The organism is Streptomyces sp. NPDC005799 (genome assembly GCF_040630525.1).
Classification (GTDB): Bacteria; Actinomycetota; Actinomycetes; order Streptomycetales; family Streptomycetaceae; genus Streptomyces; species Streptomyces griseorubiginosus_B.
Genome location: NZ_JBEXXQ010000038.1, coordinates 101,455 through 109,339, shown reverse-complemented (window position 1 = coordinate 109,339; position 7,885 = coordinate 101,455). Strand labels below are relative to the sequence as shown.

At 67.5% G+C, this 7,885-nt stretch carries 7 protein-coding genes; 5 read left to right on the top strand and 2 right to left on the bottom strand.

Going from position 1 to position 7,885, the window contains the following annotated elements; genetic code table 11:
- Nucleotides 1–14: 14 nt before the first annotated feature.
- Both ABZ453_RS32720 and ABZ453_RS32715 read right to left on the bottom strand, forming a co-directional pair.
- Nucleotides 15–947, bottom strand: a complete 933-nt coding sequence (locus ABZ453_RS32720) for a helix-turn-helix domain-containing protein (RefSeq protein WP_359020595.1) — start codon at nt 945–947, stop codon at nt 15–17.
- Nucleotides 948–1,171: 224 nt separating this feature from the next.
- Entirely contained in the window at nt 1,172–1,948 is a 777-nt protein-coding gene (locus ABZ453_RS32715; protein ID WP_359020593.1) for a GntR family transcriptional regulator, read from the bottom strand.
- Nucleotides 1,949–2,428: 480 nt separating this feature from the next.
- Here ABZ453_RS32715 and ABZ453_RS32710 point away from each other — a divergent pair, with 480 nt between their 5' ends.
- The 5 genes from ABZ453_RS32710 to ABZ453_RS32690 are packed head-to-tail and all read left to right on the top strand — an operon-like array spanning nt 2,429 to nt 7,752.
- A complete protein-coding gene (locus ABZ453_RS32710) occupies nt 2,429–3,466 on the top strand; it encodes a phytanoyl-CoA dioxygenase family protein (protein WP_359020591.1) in 1,038 nt (345 codons plus the stop codon).
- Complete coding sequence (locus ABZ453_RS32705; protein WP_359020588.1) at nt 3,463–4,797, top strand: DUF6271 family protein; 1,335 nt, start codon at nt 3,463–3,465, stop codon at nt 4,795–4,797. The genes ABZ453_RS32710 and ABZ453_RS32705 overlap by 4 nt, the downstream gene beginning before the upstream one ends.
- Nucleotides 4,794–5,981, top strand: a complete 1,188-nt coding sequence (locus ABZ453_RS32700) for a type III PLP-dependent enzyme (protein WP_359020586.1) — start codon at nt 4,794–4,796, stop codon at nt 5,979–5,981. The genes ABZ453_RS32705 and ABZ453_RS32700 overlap by 4 nt, the downstream gene beginning before the upstream one ends.
- Complete coding sequence (locus ABZ453_RS32695; protein WP_359020584.1) at nt 5,978–6,541, top strand: GNAT family N-acetyltransferase; 564 nt, start codon at nt 5,978–5,980, stop codon at nt 6,539–6,541. The genes ABZ453_RS32700 and ABZ453_RS32695 overlap by 4 nt, the downstream gene beginning before the upstream one ends.
- Nucleotides 6,526–7,752, top strand: a complete 1,227-nt coding sequence (locus tag ABZ453_RS32690) for an MFS transporter (RefSeq protein WP_359020582.1) — start codon at nt 6,526–6,528, stop codon at nt 7,750–7,752. The genes ABZ453_RS32695 and ABZ453_RS32690 overlap by 16 nt, the downstream gene beginning before the upstream one ends.
- Nucleotides 7,753–7,885: the final 133 nt, after the last annotated feature.

Here is a 7,885-nt window from a genome sequence, read left to right as displayed (position 1 = left end):
CAGTTGCACGCGAGTCATCCAAGAAGGTCTACCTGTCCAGGCCCCGCCCCACAGACAGAACTCGAAGATTGATCACGACCCAATACGCTCCCTAGCACGGCGTGGCACGAACCGTCCACCAGCAGGGGTCGCACCTGTGCCTCGCTGTCGACGTTGTCCAGGACGACGAGAACGCACTTTCTGCTCAGCGCGTCCCGTAACCGGGCAGCTGCCTCCTCCGGATGATCGGCCACCTGGCCGGTGCCGAGGGAGCGCAGGACGCGGGGAACGATCTCGTCCGGCGTCAGTGGTGTGGTGGACATGTTCGGGTGGAGGTCCACGAAGACCTGGCCATCCGGGAACCGGTCACGCGCACCGTGTGCCGCTTTGATGACCAGTGCGGTCTTCCCTGCACCGGGCGGCCCGACGACGACCACGGGTCGGCCGGTGTGACCGTCTTTTGCGGCTGAGAGGTGAGCCCGCAGGGAAGCAAGGTGCGTCGCACGACCGGCGAGGCTGTGGCGAGGAACAGGCGGGAGTTCGAAGGGTACGGGACCAGGCGCTGACAGGTGGTGGTCTCCGGCGCTCGGTCGGCGCATCAGTCGGCCGATGTCCTCCAAGGGCAGCCCGAGGGCCTTGGCGATCAGAAGGAGCGACTGCTTGCGGGGACGGGAGGTGTGTCCGGTCTCGAGGTTGCGGATGGCCCGCACGCTCACCCCGGATCGCTCCGCGAGGTCTTGCTGGGTCAGACAGGCTGCCTCGCGTGCGGTGATCAGCGTTTCCGCCAGGGTTGGTGACAACGATGTCCGGGATGTGGGAACGGAAGTTTCCAGGGCAGGGGACAGCGAGCGGCCTGACACCCGAAGGCGGTCTGCGCCTTCACCAGTCTCGGCGGTCGTTGATCGGCGGGCTTCGGGCGGCGTCGGGACGGCTTCGGTTCGGTTGGTGAGAACACCCTGTCGTGTCACGAATTTCCCAGGATTGGCGGGGCGGGACTGATCCTCAATGGGTTCGGCCGTGAGGCCGGCCTCGAGGGACCAGTTCTTGACGTGCGATCGGGGCGCTCACAGTGAGGTGAAGGCCGCCTCCGAGCGTTGGCGGCGCGATCAGCTCGCTGCAGCGCGGTCGCAGGGCTGGCCATGAGCATGGAGTGCCCGAGAGGAGGGACGAACGGCCGTGGTGGGACGGCGAATCAATCCAAGGCCCGGTCCGCGGTGGGCACCAGGCTCACCACGAACTTGTAGCGGGAGCCGCGGTACACCGAACGGACCCACTCCACCGGTCTGCCTTCCGTGTCGTGGGAGTGTCGGGACAGCAGCATCATGGGAAGGCCGACGATGGTCGAGAGCAGCCCGGCCTCGTACGGGTTCGCGAGCGTGGTCTCGATGCCCTCCTCGGCTTTGAGGAGGTGAACTCCATACACCTCGGCTAGTGCCGCGTACAAAGAGCTGTACCTGGTCAGCGTTTCGCGCAGGCCGGGGAAGCGCCGTGCGGGCAGGTGGGTCGACTCGATGGCCATGGGCTCGCCGTCGGCCAGCCGAAGCCGTTCGAGGAGCACTACCTCCTCGCCGATGTCGATGGCGAGCAGGCGCGCCAGTTCCTCGTCAGCCTTGATGTGACGCATATCGAGGATCCGTGAGGCAGGTTTGAGTCCCTGGGCCAGCATGTCCTCGGTGTAGGAGGTGAGTTGAAGGGCGCGGTAGAGCTTCGGCCGTGCAATGAACGTGCCCTTCCCGTGGATCCGGTCCAACCTGCCTTCGCTGACGAGCTCTTGCAGGGCCCGCCGGACCGTGGTGCGCGAGGTGTCGAGGCTGACGGCGAGTAATCGCTCGGCGGGCACGCGTTGGCCCGGCCCCAGCGACTGCGCCATCTCGAGGATGTGCTGCTTGACTCGGTAATACTTCGGCACCCGTGTAACGGCACCAGGCATTCCGGTGCCGTCTTGGACGACGCTCACTCTGGTGGTCATGATCCGCCTTCCGGGCGCACTGCAGGTAATTCGTTATAGCCCGCCCACTCGTCGTTGGTCTAGTCCAACCAGGAAGTGCGTGGCAACACGGACGGGGCCTGCGGTCGGCCGGGTACGTCGCGGTGACCGTCCGGGCGGACCCGAACCCGAGGGCGGTCCAGGTCATGCACCGCATGCCGGCGCCCTCGTCATCAACGGCGGCCCCTGGCCGCCGGCTGGCCACAGTCCTGGTGCTCCTCCCCGCAAGTCGAGCGGCCGGCACCCCAGTCGGCACCTGGAGTCCCCGTTCATCACGCCGCACCGCGCACAGGAGCGGGTTCGGCCGGTAACAGGCAGCTGACAGGCAAATGGCGGCAACTTCCCCCGGTGACGATTGACATCACCAATTGGTCCAGTCCACTTTGGCTGCAACCTCAGTTCGAACAGTAACGGCCATGAGTTCCTCTCGGCCGCTGAGGAATCGTGCCTTGGAGTGATCGCATGCCGACGCCCGACCCGTATCTGTACCGCGCCCCGACACGGCGCCCCTATTTCAGCGCTGACGGTGAGACCTACCTCGCGCAGACGCAACTGAGAGACATAAAGCTCGAGGAGCCACAGTCGCTGCGCGTGCTGTCGGAACAGGATTTCGCCTTCTGGCAGACGTATGGCTATGTGGTCGTGCGCAACGCCGTCTCTCCAGGCGCCGCAAAGAGCCTGTACGAGTTCGCCTGGGAGTTCGCCGGGCTTGACCCCGACCGGCCCGAAACCTGGTACCAAGAACGCGAGTTCCGCTCGGACCTCGACCGTGACCTGCACGTCTACGGCTTCGTAGAGGCGTACCACCATCAGCTGATGTGGGACAACCGGCAGACCCAGCGGGTCTACGACGCCTTCGCCGACGTGTGGGACTGCGAGGAGCTGTGGGTCACCCTCGACCGGCTGAACCTCAACCCGCCCAACCGGGGCAGCCGTTCACGCTCCCTCATCGCGCCGACCGACGAGGGATTCGACATCGAGCTGCACTGGGACGTGGACACCACCCTCGGCGTGCTGCCACAGCGGGTGCAGGGCATCCTGGCCCTCAACGACACTCAGCCCGAACTCGGCGGATTCCAGTGCGCACCAGAGCTGTTCCGCCAGTTCGATGAGTGGCGGATCGCGCAGACGGCCGATCGGGACCCGATCAGGCCCGCGATCGACCGCGCCGAGTTCTCCGTGGTACGTCCCGATCTGCAGGCCGGCGATCTGCTGATCTTCAACGGACTGCTGGCGCACGGCGTCGCGCCCAACGTCTCCGACCACGGCGTGCGGGCCGTCCAGTACCTGTCGATGATGCCGGCACTGGAGGAGCACGAAGCGCTTCGCCGCTCCCGTGTCCATTCCTGGCGGACTCTCAGCACACCCGACTGGAACGGGACGTTGCTCGGAGACGTCGATCGGCACGAATCGCTTCGCTACGGTGCCGCGACGCTCAACGACCTCGGCAGGAAACTCCTGGGGCTCGACTCCTGGAGTGAACGAGAGAGCGGCAAGTGAAGCACACCACCAGCACCGACCGGATCTGCCTGGCTCTGCCGACCAACAGGGCGTGTGAGGAGGCCATCGTCGGCATCGCCGAGGAGGCCGCGTACGCAGCCCGCACCTTTGGTATCGGGGTGCACGTGCTCATCCTCGACTCCTGCGACCAGGCCACGTGGACGGAACACACCCGCGTGGTGGCCGACCTGCCGGCCGCCCCCGACGTGATCGTCCACCACCTCGACGAAGCACGCCAACGGGAGTTCCTGCGGCGCACGATCCAGCGCTCCGACCTCGCCGCACCCGACCGGCTGCTCGCCCTGATGCTGCCTGCCGACCTCTCCTACGGTGCATGTACCAACCGTGCCTTCCTCATCGCCGGCGCACTCGGCTGCCGGTCGGTGCACCGCAGGGACTCGGACTCCAGCTATCAGGTGCTGGACGGCGAAAAGGTCTTTCCCATCCATCACGAGCTGGCCTCACTCGGGAAGACCGCATCCATGGCGTCGGCGGCCGTGACGGAGACCGTCCTCGCCCCGCACCACGGCCAGCGCCGGGTGTCGATGGTCGGAGCCTCCTTCGTCGGTGAACCGTCCGTGGACATCGCGGAGATCGAGCAGCTCGACGCGGGCGTCTACCACGACGTCGTCAGCCTGTGGGCCCCCGCCCACTGGTCGGACGAGCAGAAGGGACTACTCGTCGAGGAGTCCTTCAAGGGCGCCGGAACCACACCCTTCACCGAGGATCACTCCACCCTGACCCTCGTCGACCCCATGAGGGTCGACATGTGCAACATCGCCTTCCACCACGAGGTGTACGAGCGGGTGCCGCTGCCCGCGGCGACCGACACCATAGGCAGCGACTACTTCCTCATCCACCTCGTCCACGACGCCGCACTGCCCGGCGTACTGCACAACCGCCATATCCGGAACTTCTACACACCCTTCCGACGCACCGACGCCGGCTTCCGCGCCTACCAGCTGAGGTTTGTGAAGTTCCTGCTGTCGATGCTCTACCTCAACGACGTCTACGACCGGATGAGCGCGGCCCCCGACACCGCACTGCTGGACGAGCAGGGGCGGGTCCGTGGAGACGTCATCTCCGGCTTCCTGCGCCAGAGCGCCGGTCGGGACCAGACGGAGAACGTCTGGCGACTGGACCGGGTCAGTACGGCGTACCGGAAACTGGGCGGCCGCTACGCCGAGTTCGCTGACGTGATGGACGCGCGTCGGGAGCAGCTGCTGGACGAGGCGCAACAGGACACGGAGGACTTCGCGTACCTGATCGACGCCTGGCCCGTGCTCGTGCGCTTCGCCCGGGACACCGGCCTGGGGAGTGCGGGCGCGTGAGCTGGGACCTGGAGACGCGACTGGCTTCCGCCCTGGCCGACGCTTCGACGGATCGGGTCGTTTTCGATCTCACCGGGATCGAGGGCCAGTACGACCGCCTGGTGCGCGAACTGCCGGTCACCGTACGGTTCGCGATGAAGGCATGTCCGGTCGACGAGGTGCTGACCTGCCTCGCTGACCGAGGCGCCGGATTCGACGCGGCGAGCCCCGGCGAGATCGAGCAGGCGCTCCGACTGGGCGTGCCCGCGGACCGCATCCACTACGGCAACACCGTGAAGTCCGACGCGAGCATTGCCGAGGCGCACCGGCTCGGCGTGCGGACGTTCGCCACGGACAGCGTTCAGGACGTGGCGGCCATCGCCGCCAACGCCCCGGGCGCCCGTGTGTACTGCCGCCTCACCACCAGCGGAGAAGGCGCCCTGTGGGGACTCAGCCGCAAGTTCGGCTGCTCCGGGGACGACGCCGTCCGCGTGCTGACCGTGGCCCGTGCCGCCGGCCTGACCCCGGCCGGGCTGTCGGTACACGTGGGATCACAGCAGATGACGTACGACGCGTGGCGCCAGGCCGTCGACCAGCTGGCGGACGTCCTGGTTGCGTTGCGTCACCGGGCCATCGTGCTGGACCACGTCAACCTCGGCGGCGGCCTGCCCGCCCTCGGATACCTGGACCGGCACGGCCGCCCGCTGGAGCCGCCGCTGGACAAGATGTTCGCTGTTCTGCGCGAAGGCATCGAGGAATTGCGGCGCCTGAACGCGGCGCCTCTCGACATCGTCATGGAGCCCGGCCGCCACCTGGTCGCCGATCACGGCGCGATCCGCGCACACGTCTACCGGCTCACCGAGCGGCGGCAGGCCGACGGAGAACTGGTGCACTGGCTCTACCTCAGCTGCGGAAAATTCAACGGCCTCTACGAGATGGACGAACTCTGCCACCGGCTCGTCTTTCCGGGACACGCCGATGGCGAGTACGTCGCGGCCGTCGTGGCCGGCCCCACATGCGACAGCGACGACGCCTACGGGAGCGCACACCTGCGAGTGCCCAAGGCGCTGACGTCCGGCGACCCGGTGTGGATCCTGTCCGCCGGCGCCTACGCCACCAGCTACATGACGCAAGCCTTCAACGGCTTTGGACCGCTGCCGCACATGGTGACACCTGCCGAACTCGGCCACGCGGAGGCGGCGTGAGCGAGGAGCGGGCCGGCCGCGACGAGCGCATCCGTCCCGTGCGGGACAGTGACTGGCCGGGCATAGCCGCGGTGGAGGCAGCGGCCTATGCGGGAAGTTCACTCACCGAGGGCCTGGCAGCGCTGGAATCGAAGGGGCGCGCCTCACCGGACACCTGCTTCGTGCTGGACCTCGACGGAGAAATAGAAGGCTACCTGCTCGCGCTGCCCTACCCGAGGTTCCAGTCCCCACCGCTGGCCCGGGTCGACGAGCCCGCACACGACTCACGCAACCTCCATCTTCACGACATGGTCGTCGCCCACGAGCAGCGGGGCAACGGGTGGGGGCGGGGCCTGCTGACCCGGTTGGCGGCCGCCGCGCGACCGAGGTTCGAGCACATCTCGCTCGTCGCCGTCGACGGCATGGCCCCCTTCTGGGCCGCCCACGGTTACCGGGCCCACCCACGGGTCCGGCTCCCGGAGAGCTACGGCGAAAACGCCGTGTACATGTCCATCGCGGTATCCGGCAGAGATACCAGCCCTTCGGAGGAGGCGACCCGATTTCCATGCCCCGTGTCCTAGACGATTTCAGGCGTACGCAGTTGGCCATCGCGGCGCTGTTCTGTTTCCTGGGGTTCCAGTACGCCACCTGGGCCTCCCGCATCCCCGCCCTCAAGGAACGCCTCGATCTGAGTGCCGGCGAGGTGGGCCTGCTGCTCGTGGTCACCGGGGCGGGCGCGGTGGCTTCCTTCCCGCTCATCACGTTCCTGATGCACCGCCTCGGGGCGCGCAGCGTCGCCCTGCTGTCCGGGCTCAGCCTGGTGGCGATCCTCCTTGTGCTGGCCGTGGCCCCGAACTACCCGACGGCGCTGGTGATTGTCTGTGCGGACGGCGTGGCCGTGGGCTGTCTGAATGTGGCGATGAACGCGCAGGGCGCCGCTTTGGAGAAGGTCCACGGACGTACGGCGATGACACAGCTGCACGCCACCTTCAGTGCGGGTTCGTTCCTTGCCGCTCTGCTGTCGTCAGGGGTGACGGCACTGACTCCGGACATCGCCCCCCATTTCGCCGTCGCCTCGGTGATCCTCCTCGCGCTCCTCGCGTATGCACGACCGCGTCTGCTCGCTGAAGAGGTTTCCGCGGCCTCCTCGGGCGAGCCGGTAGCAAAGCAGGAGGAGGGCAAGCGTCGTCGCAGGTTCACCCGGCTGACACAGGCAGTGTTCTGGCTCGGCTGCGCCATGGTGTTCGCCGAGGTGGTCGAAGGGTCCATGAACGACTGGTCCGCGCTTTATCTGAAGGACATCGCCCACGCGTCACCCCAGGTCGCGCCGTTGGGCATCGCCGTCATCTCGAGCGTGATGGTCGTCGCACGCCTCTTCGGTGACGGCTGGCGCAGCCGCTGGGGTGACGCCAGGGTCGTCCGCTTCGGCAGCACGGCGGCCGGCGCCGGACTGGGCCTCGCTCTGCTGACCGGAGGTGTTGTTCCCGCGCTCATCGGTTTCGCGTGCGTGGGGCTGGGTGTGGCCGCCGTGGCACCATGCCTCTACGTCGCCGCGGCGGCCGAAGGGCCGCAAGCCCTCTCCGTCGTCGCCGCCACGGGCACCACCGGTCTGCTCGTCGGACCCGCGCTGATCGGATTCGTCGCCGAAGTGAGCGACCTGGCCTGGGGCATGGCCGTAGTGGCAGCTTCGGCCGTCGTCGTCTCCCTGTGCACGACGCGCCTCCGCTTCGTCGCCACGAAAGCCTCGTCTGAGGTGAGCGAGACGGACATGGTCGAGAAGGGGATGACGTGATCCTTCCGCCGGGGCGGACGCTCATCCGCGGTGTCGGCTGCGGCCGATAGCGCGGACCGTTCGTGATGCCACACACAGCACCAGCGCATGCTCGGGCGGGACGAGATGCAGGCCCACCACATCGCGGGACCTT